A 13,931-nucleotide genomic window follows, 5' to 3' on the forward strand; every position below is an offset into this window, starting at 1 on the left:
TGGTTCCCCTCACGCGCCGACACGGGCATCGGGCAGGTTGCCTAGGGCATGCAGGCTGAAACTTCGGGCATAACCGTAGGGGTCGCTGCCGTCCCAGCGGCTGCCATCGATCAGCAGGCTGCTGCGCATCGGCTGCTCGGGGCAGGCCACGCCGAGGCTTCGGGCCGCCTCGCCATACAGTGCCAGTTGCTGGACCTCGCGGGCTACGCCGAGGTAGTCGGGGTCATCGCGCAGCAGGCCCCAGCGGCGGAACTGGGTCATGAACCACATGCCGTCGGACAGGTACGGCAGGTTGGCCCGGCCATGGTCGTGCAGGCGCAGGGCGTGGGGGTCTTGCCAGTGGTTGCCCAGGCCATCGTGGTAGCTGCCGAGCAGGCGCGGTTCGATACTTGCCTGGGGGGTGTCCAGGTAGGCGCTGCCGCTGAGCAGTTGCGCGGTGCTGCGGCGGTTTTCCGGGCTTTGCTCGATGAAGCGGCTGGCCGCCAGGACCGCCTTGATCAGCGCGCGGGCGCTGTTGGGGTATTGCTCGACAAAGCCGCGGGCGCAGGCCAGGACCTTTTCCGGGTGGTCCGGCCAGATCGATTGGCTGGTGGCCAGGGTGAAGCCCTGGCCCTTGGCCACGGCATCGGCAGCCCAGGGTTCACCCACGCAGAAACCGTCGATGCGCCCGGCCTGGATATGTGCGGCCATCTGCGCCGGTGGCACCACCACGCTGTCGACGTCGCGCAGTGGGTGGATGCCCTGGCTGGCCAGCCAGTAATACAGCCACATGGCGTGAGTGCCGGTGGGGAAGGTCTGGGCGAAGGTGAGGCGTGCGCCATGCTGGTGCACCAGGCGCGCCAATGCTTCAGGGTTGGTCACTCCTTTGCTCTGCAAGGCCGGGGACAGGTTTATGGCCTGGGCGTTCTGGTTCAGCCCCATGAGCACGGCCATGGCGCTGGCCGGTACACCGCCGATGCCCAGGTGCACGGCGTACACCAAGCCATACAGGCAGTGCGCGGCATCCAGCTCGCCGCTGACCAGCTTGTCGCGCAACCCGGCCCAGGAGCCCTGGCGCTTGAGGTTGAGGGTGAGGCCGTGCTGCTGGGCGAAGCCCTGGGTGGCGGCGACTATCACCGAGGCGCAGTCGGTCAGGGCCATGTAGCCGATGTTCAGGCAGGGCTTCTCCGGCGCGTCACTGCCGTTGACCCAGGCCAGGGGCGTTGCTCGGGGTACAGTGTTCACAAGGCTCCTCGCCCATACTGATAAGGCTGTGGGCTTTTCCGGTGCAACCGATGTGCCATCTGGCAGCATCCCTGTGGAGCAACTGCCTTGTGCCGCCTGCATTGGCCTCATCGCCGGCAAGCCAGCTCCCACAGATACAGCACAGCTTTCAGCCCTTGTGTTGTACCTGTGGGAGCTGGCTTGCCGGCAATGGGCTGCGCAGCAGCCCCACGATTTGCTGTCATGCCGGCCCCACGCTGGCTATAATCGCCCCCTCATTCACCCCGAGCCTTGCCCGCCCATGTATACCCTGGCCCGCCAGCTGCTGTTCAAGCTTTCTCCGGAAACCTCCCACGACCTGTCCCTGGACCTGATCGGCGCCGGTGGCCGTCTTGGCCTCAACGGCATGCTGTGCAAGCAGCCGGCGGCTATGCCGGTCACGGTCATGGGCTTGAACTTCGCCAACCCGGTGGGCCTGGCGGCCGGCCTGGACAAGAACGGTGCGGCCATTGACGGTTTCGCCCAGCTGGGCTTCGGCTTCGTCGAAATCGGCACCGTCACCCCGCGCCCGCAGCCGGGCAACCCCAAGCCACGCCTGTTCCGCCTGCCGGAGACAACGGCCATCATCAACCGCATGGGCTTCAACAACCTGGGCGTTGATCACCTGCTCGGCCGGGTGCGGGCTGCACGTTACAACGGCGTGCTGGGCATCAACATCGGCAAGAATTTCGACACCCCGGTGGAGCGTGCCGTCGATGACTATCTGATCTGCCTGGACAAGGTGTACACCGACGCCAGTTACATCACGGTCAACGTCAGTTCGCCAAACACCCCGGGCCTGCGCAGCCTGCAGTTCGGCGATTCGCTCAAGCAGTTGCTCGATGCCCTGGCCGAGCGCCGCGAGCAACTGGCCGGCACGCATGGCAAGCGCGTACCTCTGGCAATCAAGATTGCCCCGGACATGAGCGACGAAGAAACCGCCCTGGTCGCCGCGGCGCTGATGGAGTCGGGCATGGATGCGGTGATTGCCACCAACACCACGCTGGGGCGTGAAGGTGTCGAAGGGTTGCCGTACGGTGGCGAGGCGGGCGGCCTGTCGGGCGCGCCGGTGCTGGAGAAGAGCACCCATATCGTCAAGGTGCTGGCGGGCGAACTGAGCGGCAAGCTGCCGATCATTGCCGCTGGCGGCATTACCGAAGGCCGCCATGCCGCCGAGAAGATCGCTGCCGGGGCGAGCCTGGTGCAGATCTACTCCGGCTTCATTTACAAGGGGCCTGCGCTGATTCGCGAGGCGGTGGACGCTATCGCTGCGATGCCTCGGTGATCTGCCGGCCATTCGCGGGCGAGCCCGCGAAGAAGCCAGCGCGGATGTGGATTCGAAGTCATAAAAAAGGGCCCCATCAAGGGGCCCCTGGGCCTTCGCCCGCCGCCCGGATAGGGCGTGCATGGTGAATCGAATTCAGTGTCCTCGTTCAGCCAACGGCGTGATTTTCGTTGAGTCTATGGATGCCAGCGGTGCCAGTCATTCCGTCCCAGTTATCACCGCGACCTTCACGCCAGCCGTTGATCCAGGCTTGGCGAACAGAAGGAAGATTGAAGGGGCAAAGTTCGCGGGATTTGCCGGTGACCCCATATTGGTAGCCACGTGAATATGCTCTTTCCAACGGATCACGCTTAAGTCTTCTCATAGGGTGTTGCCCTCACTTGTTGACTGTAATGTCCCGTCGGCCTCTCCGAGGCCGGGCAGAGTCTTTCTGCCGGTGTGCGCTCGCTGCCGGCGTGGCGAGCTGAAAGTGCCACCTCGTTGCGAAGCGGCCTGAGACCAGTTCTATCGAATGCGAGTCACGGTGTGAATGATCGATTTGTCATAAGCACGTAACCTTTCCAAGGGTGAGGGGATAAGTAAATAAATGCGACTCAACCTTGTTTAGCGTTGAGCCCGCTATGATCAGGCTTTGCCGATCATTGACGTCATTTCGCCAGCGTTGCTCGCGGATGACAGAAATAATTTGAAATGCGACGAAGGGTCACACTGGCCCCGGCATCGCCAGAATTTTTCGTACTGCCTGATGATCTAAGCTGTCTTTGCCACTGGGCCAGGCACAGATCGGTCAGGCGGCCCGGCCTTCCACCGCACGCTTGTGTGCCGGGAAAGGCCACCCGCACGCCTGCTGGAAAGGTGTGCGGGCAAACATCGCGGGGCGATGCGTCGCCCCGTCAGTCAAATAGCCCAAGGCGCTGGATTACTCATGTCGGACCGTTTCGAACTTTACCTCACTTGCCCCAAAGGCCTGGAAGGCCTGCTTGCCGAAGAAGCGCGGGGCCTCGGCCTGGATGACGTGCGCGAGCACACCTCGGCCATTCGTGGCGCCGCCGACATGGAAACCGCCTACCGCCTGTGCCTGTGGTCACGCCTGGCCAACCGGGTGCTGCTGGTACTCAAGCGCTTCTCCATGAAGAACGCCGACGACCTCTACGACGGCGTGCACGCGGTCGACTGGGCCGATCACCTGGCGGCCGATGGCACCCTCGCGGTGGAGTTCAGCGGCCATGGTTCGGGTATCGACAACACCCACTTCGGTGCGCTGAAGGTCAAGGATGCGATCGTCGACAAGCTGCGCAACCGCGAAGGCCTGCGCCCGTCGGTGGAAAAGATCGACCCTGATGTGCGCGTGCACCTGCGCCTGGACCGTGGCGAAGCCATTCTCTCCCTCGACCTTTCCGGGCACAGCCTGCACCAGCGTGGCTACCGCCTGCAGCAAGGCGCCGCGCCGCTGAAGGAAAACCTGGCGGCGGCGGTGCTGATCCGCGCCGGCTGGCCGCGCATTGCCGCCGAAGGTGGCGCGCTGGCCGACCCGATGTGCGGTGTGGGTACCTTCCTGGTCGAAGCGGCGATGATCGCCGCAGATATCGCGCCCAACCTGAAACGTGAGCGCTGGGGCTTCAGTGCCTGGCTCGGCCATGTACCGGCGTTGTGGCGCAAGGTGCATGACGAGGCGCAGGCGCGGGCACAGGCCGGTCTGGCCAAACCGCCGCTGTGGATCCGTGGTTACGAAGCCGACCCGCGGCTGATCCAGCCAGGCCGCAACAACGTCGAGCGCGCCGGCCTGGGTGACTGGGTAAAGATCTACCAGGGCGAAGTCAGCACCTTCGAGCCGCGCCCGGACCAGAACCAGAAAGGCCTGGTCATCAGCAACCCACCCTATGGCGAGCGCCTGGGTGACGAAGCCAGCCTGCTGTATCTCTACCAGAACCTTGGCGAGCGCCTGCGCCAGGCCTGCATGGGCTGGGAGGCGGCGGTGTTCACCGGCGCGCCGCAGCTGGGCAAGCGCATGGGTATTCGCAGCCACAAGCAATACGCGTTCTGGAACGGCGCCTTGCCGTGCAAGCTGCTGTTGTTCAAGGTGCAGCCCGACCAGTTCGTTACCGGCGAGCGCCGCGAGGCGCAGCCTGAAGGCACGGAAACCCGCCAGCAGGCAGCACCAGCCAGCGAACCGGCGCGCCTGTCGGAAGGGGCGCAGATGTTCGCCAACCGCCTGCAGAAAAACCTCCGGCAACTGGGCAAGTGGGCCCGCCGTGAGCAGGTCGATTGCTACCGCCTGTACGATGCCGACATGCCCGAATACGCCCTGGCGGTCGACCTGTACCAGGACTGGGTTCACGTGCAGGAATACGCCGCGCCACGTTCGGTCGACCCGGACAAGGCCCAGGCACGCCTGCTCGACGCGCTGGCAGCCATCCCGCAGGCCCTGGGCATTTCGCCGCAGCGTGTGGTGCTCAAGCGTCGCGAGCGGCAGAGCGGCACGCGCCAGTACGAGCGCCAGGCTACCGAAGGCCGCTTCCAGGAAGTGAACGAAGGCGGCGTCAAGCTGCTGGTCAACCTCACCGACTACCTCGACACCGGCCTGTTCCTCGACCATCGCCCGATGCGCATGCGCATCCAGCGCGAAGCAGCCGGCAAGCGCTTCCTCAACCTGTTCTGCTACACCGCCACGGCGACCGTGCATGCGGCCAAGGGCGGCGCGCGCAGCACCACCAGCGTCGACCTGTCGAAAACCTACCTGGACTGGGCGCGGCGCAACCTGGCGCTCAATGGCTTCTCCGAACGCAACCGCCTGGAGCAGGGCGATGTGATGGCCTGGCTGGAAGGCAACCGCGACAGCTACGACCTGATCTTCATCGACCCGCCGACCTTCTCCAACTCCAAGCGCATGGAAGGCGTGTTCGACGTTCAGCGTGACCACGTGCAGCTGCTGGACCTGGCCATGGCCCGCCTGGCGCCGGGTGGCGTGCTGTATTTCTCCAACAACTTCCGCAAGTTCCAGCTGGACGAGCACCTGATGGCGCGTTACGCGGTGGAGGAAATCACGGCCCAGACCCTGGACCCGGACTTCGCTCGCAATAACCGTATCCATCGCGCCTGGCGTCTGCAGCTTCGTTGAGGCGACGAGGTACATTGCACGGCTAATGGCCAATAGCTATAACTGAGTGCAGGGCAAGATAATCCGCAGGACGCTGACGTGACGAGATGGGTGTATGTCAAAGGGTGGCGTGCGTGCGCGGTTGCTTGGCCTGTGCACAGAGGCGGTGTCCGCCTGGGCGGTGGCCCTGGTTGCCCTGGTCGTAGGCGGCCTGTTGACGGCCGTCCTGGCGTTAGCCACGCAAACCTTCTACAAGCAGCAGCTGCGCCAGCGCTTCGAGCTGCTGGCCAGCGAGCGTTTCAGCCGTATCGCCGAGCGGTTTGACGAACAGCAGCAGCGCCTGGACGGGCTGCGGCGGTTTTTCAGCTTTTCCAACGAAATCACCCCACACGAGTTCGACGGCTACGCCAGGCCATTGCTGCAGCGGACCCTGGCCTACGCCTGGGCGCCGCGTGTCGAAGCCGCGCAACGCGCCGAGTTCGAGCGCCAGGCCAGTGCGCATTCCGGTCCGGGCTATGTGATCCGCGACCAGGATCAGCAAGGCCAGTGGCGGCCATCCCCCCAGCGCGACCATTACTTCCCGGTACTCTATACCCAGTCGGGTGAATTGCCCGGGCTGCCCTATGGGCTGGACCTCGCCGGCCAGGAAGAGCCCCTGGCGGCCCTGTCGCGGGCGCTGGGGCCGGGCAGCATGGCGGTTTCCGAGCCACTGCCCATGTTCGATACCAGCTCGGATGCGCGTGGCCTGCTGATGGTGGCGCCGGTGTTTTCCGATGCCAACCCCCGCGGCGCGGCAGTGGGCTATGTGACGGCCTTGCTGAGCATGCGTGAACTGGTCAGTGACGGGCGCCCGGTTTCGGCAGACGACAACCTGGTAGTCCGTATCGTCGACCCCACCGGGCTGCACGGCCCCGAAGTGATGTTCGATTCGCAGAACCCGGTCGCCCCCCTGCCGCTGGCCACCAACCAGCTGTTGCACCTGGCTGACCACCACTTCCAGCTGAGTATCCGGCCGAGTCTGGCCTTCGTGCGCGCCAACCGTTCCTCCGCGGTGTTGGCCGTGAGCCTGCTGGGCGGCTTGTTGAGCCTGCTGCTCAGTATCTTGCTCTACAACCTGTTCAGCCAGCGCCAGCGTGCCTTGGCCCTGGTCGAGCAGCGTACTGCCGAGCTGCGGGTCAGCGAGCAGTCACTGCGTGGCACCCACAACCAGCTGCGCAGCGTGCTGGATGCCGCAACCCAGGTGGCGATCATCGCCACCAACCTCAAGGGCGTGGTCAGTACCTTCAACGCCGGCGCCGAACGCATGCTCGGTTACCCCGCCAGCGAGGCGATCGGCCAGCTGCGCCTGGAGGACCTGGTGCTGCCCGAGGAATTGAGCCTGCGTACCCATGCCTTGAGCCTGCGTTACGGCCGACCGATTGAAGGTGGCCAGGCCATGTTCGCCGAAACGGTGCAGGAGCATGGCGCCGAGCCGGGGGAGTGGACCTTGTTGCGCGCCGATGGCAGCCAACTGGTGGCCAACATGCTGGTCACCGCCATGCTCGATGAACAGGGGTTGTGGATCGGTTACCTGGCGATCTGCATCGATGTCACCGAACGGCGTCGGGTGCATGAGGCGCTGGCGGCCCGTGACCGCCTTCTGGAAAAGCTCAGTGCCGAGGTGCCGGGCGGCATTTATCAGTACCGCCTGGATGGCAACGGCCATTCCTGCTTTCCGTATGCCAGCATGGGCCTGTACGACATCTACGAAATTGACCTGCAGCAGTTGCGCGAGGATGCCACGGCGGTATTCGAGCGCATCCACCCGGATGACCTGGAGCGCGTGCGCCGCTCGGTGCGTTACTCGGCCGAACATCTGTCGCCCTGGCGCGAAGAATACCGGGTCTGCCTGCCGCGTGCCGGGCTGCGCTGGGTGCGTGGCGAGGCGACACCGGAGGTGGGCGAGCAGGGGTGCACCTTGTGGCATGGCTACCTGACCGACATCTCCGACCTCAAGGGCGTGGAGGAAGAGTTGCGTGCGCTGTCGGTGACCGACTCGCTGACCGGCATCCATAACCGCCGTTACTTCCAGGAGCGGCTCAAGCTCGAACTGGAACGGGCCCAGCGCGATGGCCTGGCACTGGCGGTGATCATGCTCGATATCGATCACTTCAAGCGCATCAACGACCATTTCGGCCATGCCGTCGGCGACCGCGTGCTGCGTAGCTTGTGCCTGCGTATCGGCCAGCGTTTGCGGCGTACCGATGTGTTCTGCCGGCTGGGCGGCGAGGAATTCATGGTGCTGTGCCCCGGCAGCGATGCCGAGCAGGCCCGGTTGCTGGCGCTGGAGCTGTGGCATGGGGTGCGCAATGTGCCGGTGGAAGGCGTGGGCAGGGTGACCGCGAGTTTTGGTGTGGCGGGCTGGCGACCGGGGGAGGGGGCCGATGCCTTGCTGTTGCGGGCTGATGCCGGGGTATATGCGGCCAAGCAGGCCGGGCGGGATCGGGTGGAGGGGGAGTTGGCCTGATCGTTTTTGGTTGTCGGTACCGGCCCCTTCGCGGGCTTGCCCGCTCCCACAGGTACTACACCGTTATTGAACTTGGTGCAATACCTGTGGGAGCGGGCAAGCCCGCGAAGAGGCCGGTACTGGCTACCTATACCTATCAGTTGGCCGCTGTGCTGCCGGCCAGTTTCGGCTGGCGGTACAGGTCCAGCAGCACCTGGTCGAGCACCTGCGAGGCGCCCCACGGTTTCGGATCGTTTAGGATCGCCGCCACTGCCCAGGTATGGCCGTTGCTGTCACGGCTGAAGCCGGCAATTGCCCGCACGGTGTTCAGCGTGCCGGTCTTGATGTGCCCTTCGCCGGTCATGGCGGTACGCTTCAGGCGCTTGCGCATGGTGCCGTCCATACCCACCAGCGGCATCGAGCTCATGAATTCGGCAGCATAAGGGCTCTTCCAGGCGGCCTGCAGCATCGCGGCCATTTCCCGAGTGCTGACCCGTTCGGCGCGCGACAGGCCGGAACCGTTTTCCATCACCAGGTGCGGGGCGGTGATGCCCTTCTTCGCCAGCCATTGGCGCACCACGCGCTGGGCAGCGCGAGCGTCGTCACCGTCGGCATCGGTGCGGAACTGCGCACCAAGGCTCAGGAACAGCTGCTGAGCCATGGTGTTGTTGCTGTATTTGTTGATGTCGCGGATCACTTCCACCAGGTCTGGCGAGAAGGCACGGGCCAGCAGGCGAGCGCCCTTGGGCACGTTCTCGAAGCGGTCACCACCCTGGATGCTGCCACCCAGCTCGTTCCAGATAGCGCGCACGGCACCGGCGGCGTAAGTCTGGTGATCGAGCAGTGACAGGTAGGTCTGCGAATTGCAGCCGTCACCCAGCTGGCCGCTGACCGTTACACTGATGCCATCGGCCTGCTGCACCGGGTTGTAGCGCACGTCACCCGAGCACTGTTTGGAGGCCACCGCCTTGACCTGGTTATCGATGCGGATACTGGCAATCGGCGGCTCGACCGCGATGGTGACCTTGCCGCCATCGTTGCGGGCCACGAAACGCAGGGCCTTGAGGTTGACCAGCAGCGAGTCGGGCTTGACCAGGAACGGCTTGTTCATATCGCCGCCGTCGTCGTTGAACTGCGGCAGATTGGGCTGCACGAAGTGGCTGCGGTCCAGCACCAGATCGCCGGTGATAGTGCGCACGCCATTGGCGCGCAGGTCACGCATCAGCAGCCACAGCTTCTCCATGTTCAGTTTTGGGTCGCCGCCACCCTTGAGGTACAGGTTGCCGTTGAGTACACCGTTGCTCAGGGTGCCGTCGGTGTAGAACTCGGTTTTCCACTGGAAGGTCGGGCCCAGCAGTTCGAGGGCGGCGTAGGTAGTGACCAGTTTCATGGTCGAGGCCGGGTTGACCGAGACATCGGCATTGAACACGGTCGGTGTGCCGGGGCCGTCAAGCGGCAGCATCACCAGCGACAGGGCAGAATCCTGCAGCTTGTTGGCCTTGAGGGCCTGCTGCACCTTGGCAGGCAGCGTGGTGTTGACGGCGGCGGCCTGGCTGGGCAGGGCGAGTGGCAACAGCAGGCCGGCAAGAACGAGGGGACGAAGCGTTTTGATCATGATCGATAAATACCCTACGGCGAGGGAAAAGGGCATTGGGGCTGTAAGGGATGATGGCCCCAGGGTGAAAGAATACGCATTATGCCCCAAGCGCAGCGACGATGCGCCACGTTCGACGGAAAAGCACCCCCAATAAAAAGGCCACCCCTTGGGGTGGCCTTTTCAGCGATCGAGCCGGGCCGGTATTACTCGGCCTTGTTGATCGGCTTTTCCGGGTACCAGGCGTCCAGCAGCGGGCTGACTTCGATCTTGGTCAGTTCGCTACGGCCTTTGAGCCAGGCTTCAACGGCTGCACGCTGTTCTTCGCTGACCGAGCCACGTTTGACCGAGCACACCAGGCCGAAATCGTCACCGCCTACATAGTCCAGGCCATTGGCATCCATGGCTTCTGCCAGGAACGCGTCGAGGAAAGCATCGATTGCCTGGTCATCCAGATCTTCCTTGAATTCCAGGTTCAGCTCGAAGCCCAATTCCTGAAACTCGTCGACACACAGCTTCTTGCGCAGACGACGGGAGCGGTTTGTGGCCATGAAACAATCCTCTTAGGTAATAACGCCGCGCAGTCTACCAGTTAACACGCGTGGCTGCCTGCCTGTGTGCAGGTGCCTGTGGCCAGTTCCTTGGCCAGGGCACGTTCTACCCGGCACATATGTCGCGCCAGTGCCTGGCGCCGCAGGCGCAACTGGGCGGTAGGCAAGCCGCTTGCTTCCAGGGCTTCGCAGGCCTTCATCAATGCGGGGGCTTCCAGCATCCGCGCGGCGCTGAGCACCTTGTGCGCTTGTTCGGCAATGGCATCGCTGTCGTGCTGCGGATTCAGTGCCATCAAGGTGGCCAGGTCGGCCTGCAGGCTCTGCTGCAACGCCTGCAGGAAGCGCTGGCGGTCGTTCGGGTCTTGGCCGACCACTGTGGCCAGGCCGTCCAGGTGGTACAGCTTGCGCCGCGGTTTGTGTTGGCGGTGCGGGCGTATGCCGGCCAGGCGCTGGCTGAGCGTGCCCAGGCTAATCGGCTTGAGCAGGCAGTCGTCCATGCCGGCGCTCAGGCACTTGCGGCGTACCTCCGGCTGTGCGTTGGCGGTGTAGCCGAGAATGGTGCAGCGCGGCCGCTTGCCATGGCGTTCCTCGGTGCGTACGGCGGTGGCCAGCTGGTAGCCGTTCATGTGCGGCATGTTGCAGTCGAGCACCAGCACATCGAAGTCGCCCGCCCGCCAGGTGGCCAAGCCTTCGCGACCGTCGCGGGCGCTGGTGTGCTTCAGTCCCAGGTAGCCAAGCTGCTGTGCCATCAATTGCAGGTTGGCTGGATGGTCGTCGATCACCAGCACGTTCAGCCTTGGGTCGGGCACATCGAGGTTCTCTATCTGCCGGGCCGGCTGCGCCGCAGCGTCAACCCGCTGCAGCGGCATCTTCAGGCGCACCTGGGTGCCGACATCCTCCAGGCTCTTGATGGTCAGGCTGCCGCCCATCATTTCGCACAGGTTGCGACAGATGGCCAGGCCCAGCCCGGTACCCGCACGGGCGCTCTGGCTATGCGGGTTGGCCTGGATGAACGGGTTGAACAGGCGTTGCAGGTCATCTGCGTGGATGCCGATGCCGCTGTCGCGTACCTCCAGCTCCAGCACGGCGGGGGTGGTGGTGCCGTCGTCCACCAGGCCGACGCAGATGCGCACCTGGCCATGCTCGGTAAACTTGATGGCGTTGCTTACCAGGTTGGACAGGACCTGCTTGAAGCGCAGGGGGTCGAGCAGGGCATGGCAACGTGCGGCCGGTGCGATCATAACCTCCAGGGCCAGGCCTTTCTGCCGCGCCTGGCCTTCGAAAATGCGCCCCACCGATTCGACCAGGGCTGCAAGGTCGACGGCCTCCGGGGCAAGGGACAAGTGCCCCGACTCGATGCGCACGATGTCGAGGATATCGCCGATCAGGCCCAGCAGGTCCTTGGCCGAATGATGGGCCAGTTCCAGCGCGCTGCGGTCTACCCGGCCTTGGTCGGCGCGCTTGACTGCCAGCTCGAGCATGCCGATGACCGCATTCATCGGGGTACGGATTTCATGGCTGATGGTGGCCAGGAACGTGCTTTTGGCGCGGTTCGCATCGTCGGCCTGCTGCTTGGCCTGGCGCAGCTCCATGACCAGATGGCGGCGTTCGCTGATGTCGATCCAGCCACCGATGATGCCCTGTACCACACCCAGTGAGTCGCGGTACGGCAGAATCCAGTGGTAGATGGTCATTTCCCGGCCCTGGATCCGTAGTGGCCGGTCCATGATCAGTGGCGAGCCTTCGGCCATCACCTTCAGGTAATCGGCGTGGATCTGCCGGGTCTGCTCGCTATCGGCGAACAGGCTACCCTCCAGGTTCTTGCCGATGACCTCCTCGGACCGGGCCTGCACGGCTTCGAGGTAGCTGTAGTTGCAGCTTTGCAGGCGGCCCTCGCGATCACGCACGTACATGGGGTGGGGTGTGCCGTTGAGCAGGGCGCGCATGAATGCCAACTGGTCGTTCAGCGCCCGTTCGGCACGTTGCCGTTGGCGAATCTGCAGACGCAGGCGGGCATTCCACAGCAAGGCCAGGAGCAATAGCACGGCGGTGCCCAGTACCACTTGAATCGCCAGCCTGCGGTAGCCGTGGTCATTGCCATCCTCGTGCAGGCTGAAGCCGCGCCAGCGGTTGTTGATGACCCCCAGTTCTTCCGGCGAGATGCTCAGCAGCGCCTTGTCGAGGATCGACACCAGCACCTGCGATGGGGCACTGGTGGCCATGGCGAAGTTGGCGGGTTCGCTGCCGACGGTGGCCCGGATGACCAGTTCCGGGTTGCCGGCCAGCGCGTGGTTGGCGTCGATCAAAGTGGTGATCACTGCATCGACGGCACCGCTGTTGAGCAACGCCATGGAATAGAACGAGCTTTCGGTCTCGACCCAGCCGATTTGCGGATAGTGCTTCGACAGCATGGCGTCCATGGCGCTGTAGCGGGTGATGGCGATGCGATGACCCTGCAGTTGTTCCAGCGAGGTGAGGGGTTGTTTGTCCTTGCGGCTGACCAGCACATAGGCGCTTTCAAGGTAGGGCTGGCTGATTTGCAGGTCGTCTTCGTTCACCCCGCCGGTGGCCAGTGCAGCGATGACATCGGCGCGGCCATCCTTGAGGCGAGCAATCATGTCGGCAAGGCCGCTGGCGCGCTGTACCTCGAAACGCAAGCCGGTGCGCAAGCGAAGGAGTTCGAGCAGGTCAGCGGTGATGCCGCGAAAATGCCCCGAGCCATCGAAATACGAGACAGGTGCAGCGGTGTCATCGATTGCCACACGCATCACCGGGTGGTCCTTCAGCCATTGTTCTTCGGTGTCGGTCAGTTGCAGCTTGCGGTCGGTCAGCAGTTGGTCGCTACCGGCGCTCCAGCGTTTGAAGATACTGGCGCGTATGGCCGAAGTCTGTCTGTCCAGGGTGGCGTTCACCATCTGCATCAGCACCTTGTCCTCGTGGCGCAGGGCAAAACCGAAGCCGATGGCTTCGTGCTTGCCGAAACTGGCCATGCGCAGGCGTGGCAGGTGGCCGCGATTGAGCTGGTAGTGAGTGGAAATGGTATCGCCGATGAACACGTCGGCCTGGCCGAACGCCACGGCACTCAAGGCCTCGCTGGATGAGCCGAAGGCCAGCAGCTCGGCCTTGGGGTAGGCGCTTTTCACCTCCTGCCGCGGCAGGTAGTGGTAGAGCATGCCCAGGCGCATGCCGGCCAGGCCCATGTCCAGCGCCCGGCTTTCGTCCTCGCGGGTTACCAGCACCGGTTGGTCGATGGCATAGGGGTGCGACAGGGCAAGGCCATCGCTGGCCGCTTCGTAGCCATTGGCGCTGCCAAGCAGGTCGATATCGCCCTGGCGCAGCGCCTCCACTGCCGCTTGCCGGCTGGAAAAGCGCAGCACACGCACGGGCAACTGCAGGGCGTTGCCGATCAGGCTCGCATACTCGGCGGTAAGGCCTTGGTAGTCGCGGCCCCCACTGGTGATGTCGAATGGTGGGTAGTCCGGTGCCGAGGTACCCAGCACCAGTTCCTGACGGCCTTCGAGCCATTGCCGTTGCTCGTCGGTGAGCGCAGGCAATGCCGGCCTGGCCGATGAGCGTGCCAGCAAGGTATAGGATGAAGCTTCGTGGTGGGCCGCCTGTGCCACGCTGCTGAACAGGAGCAGGGTGAACAGCAGGCGAACTATGAGCTGCGCCATGAC

8 protein-coding genes are annotated in these 13,931 nt (G+C 64.2%); 3 read left to right on the plus strand and 5 right to left on the minus strand.

Annotated features, from left to right (window positions below; all coding sequences use genetic code 11):
- Positions 1-9: 9 nt before the first annotated feature.
- Positions 10-1,224, minus strand: a complete 1,215-nt coding sequence (locus V3314_RS11680) for a CmpA/NrtA family ABC transporter substrate-binding protein (RefSeq protein ID WP_338460247.1) — start codon at positions 1,222-1,224, stop codon at positions 10-12.
- A 280-nt stretch (positions 1,225-1,504) separates the two neighbouring features.
- Here V3314_RS11680 and V3314_RS11685 point away from each other — a divergent pair, with 280 nt between their 5' ends.
- A complete protein-coding gene (locus V3314_RS11685; protein ID WP_338460248.1) occupies positions 1,505-2,527 on the plus strand; it encodes a quinone-dependent dihydroorotate dehydrogenase in 1,023 nt (340 codons plus the stop codon).
- Positions 2,528-2,675: 148 nt separating this feature from the next.
- Here the strand turns inward: V3314_RS11685 and V3314_RS11690 are convergent, their stop codons facing one another.
- Positions 2,676-2,891, minus strand: a complete 216-nt coding sequence (locus tag V3314_RS11690; RefSeq protein ID WP_003248687.1) for a ribosome modulation factor — start codon at positions 2,889-2,891, stop codon at positions 2,676-2,678.
- A gap of 561 nt (positions 2,892-3,452) precedes the next feature.
- Here V3314_RS11690 and rlmKL point away from each other — a divergent pair.
- Positions 3,453-5,645, plus strand: coding sequence for a bifunctional 23S rRNA (guanine(2069)-N(7))-methyltransferase RlmK/23S rRNA (guanine(2445)-N(2))-methyltransferase RlmL (gene rlmKL / locus V3314_RS11695; RefSeq protein ID WP_108481429.1), 2,193 nt, complete (start codon positions 3,453-3,455; stop codon positions 5,643-5,645).
- 94 nt (positions 5,646-5,739) lie between these two features.
- A complete protein-coding gene (locus V3314_RS11700; RefSeq protein WP_046616277.1) occupies positions 5,740-8,130 on the plus strand; it encodes a diguanylate cyclase in 2,391 nt (796 codons plus the stop codon).
- Between the two features lie 136 nt (positions 8,131-8,266).
- Here V3314_RS11700 and dacB read toward each other — a convergent pair whose 3' ends face one another.
- The 3 genes from dacB to V3314_RS11715 all read right to left on the minus strand — a co-directional run bounded on the left by dacB (position 8,267) and on the right by V3314_RS11715 (position 13,928).
- Positions 8,267-9,724 carry a D-alanyl-D-alanine carboxypeptidase/D-alanyl-D-alanine-endopeptidase gene (gene dacB / locus V3314_RS11705; RefSeq protein ID WP_338460249.1) on the minus strand — a complete coding sequence of 486 codons (1,458 nt, stop codon included), beginning with the start codon at positions 9,722-9,724 and terminating at the stop codon, positions 8,267-8,269.
- A gap of 185 nt (positions 9,725-9,909) precedes the next feature.
- Positions 9,910-10,254 carry a YggL family protein gene (locus tag V3314_RS11710; protein WP_004376110.1) on the minus strand — a complete coding sequence of 115 codons (345 nt, stop codon included), beginning with the start codon at positions 10,252-10,254 and terminating at the stop codon, positions 9,910-9,912.
- 41 nt (positions 10,255-10,295) lie between these two features.
- The gene (locus V3314_RS11715; RefSeq protein WP_338460250.1) at positions 10,296-13,928 is read right to left on the minus strand and encodes a transporter substrate-binding domain-containing protein; all 3,633 of its coding nucleotides are present in this window, start codon (positions 13,926-13,928) and stop codon (positions 10,296-10,298) included.
- Positions 13,929-13,931 lie beyond the last annotated feature (3 nt).

This window comes from Pseudomonas sp. TE3-3-F2023 (genome assembly GCF_036784815.1).
Classification (GTDB): Bacteria; Pseudomonadota; Gammaproteobacteria; order Pseudomonadales; family Pseudomonadaceae; genus Aquipseudomonas; species Aquipseudomonas pudica.